At 37.2% G+C, this 651-nt stretch carries 2 pseudogenes; both read right to left on the reverse strand.

Going from position 1 to position 651, the window contains the following annotated elements:
- Positions 1–185, reverse strand: a pseudogene (locus BIV60_RS30095) (hypothetical protein); the annotation flags it as partial.
- Positions 166–651 (reverse strand): annotated as a pseudogene (locus BIV60_RS27970) (FtsK/SpoIIIE domain-containing protein); the annotation flags it as partial. The pseudogenes BIV60_RS30095 and BIV60_RS27970, both read right to left, overlap by 20 nt.

A 651-nucleotide genomic window follows, 5' to 3' on the forward strand; every position in this document is an offset into this window, starting at 1 on the left:
CCCCATCCTTCGCTAACACCGGTGATAACCCCACTCGTTATCCAACCATATTTATTATACTTGTAAACGCTTACAAATAACAAAGATTTTGCTCTTGAAAAGTGCAGCTCTGCTATTGAATCACGGTCCATCACTCGGAATCTATTTAAATCTTTAATTATAGCTTTATCCCTTTTTGTTAACATCGTTAAATACATCCTTTTCAGTGAGTTCTTTATTCTCATTGGAGGAAGAAGACTTTGCAAACATATTCTTCCACCCCTCCACTCTATATGCTTCAAGAAGTTTTTCAGCCTTATCCAGTGTTAAATATGGGGCTTGTAGCTCTTTTAATTCACTTCGTTTCATTAAGAATCTTCCCGGTGTATCTTCGCTGATTTTCTCACTTCCGGGGGTACCAATTATTTTTGAGTTGGAAGCATCTGTAGTTCTAAAACCCATACGGACAGTAAGAAGGCTTCTAATTTTTGTATCTAACATGTCGTGAGAAGGTCTTTGAAGACTGAGCATACAGTAAATCCCTAATGCCCGTCCAAGAGATGCAATTTGCACTAATTTCTTTTTCATTTCCTTATCATCCATAATCATTACAATTTCATCAATTGCCAAAAGGATGTACAAACAAATTGCCTCACGCTTGCCTGCAAAAAA

It is taken from the genome of Bacillus sp. MUM 116 (assembly GCF_001866655.1).
In the GTDB taxonomy this organism is placed as follows: domain Bacteria; phylum Bacillota; class Bacilli; order Bacillales; family Cytobacillaceae; genus Neobacillus.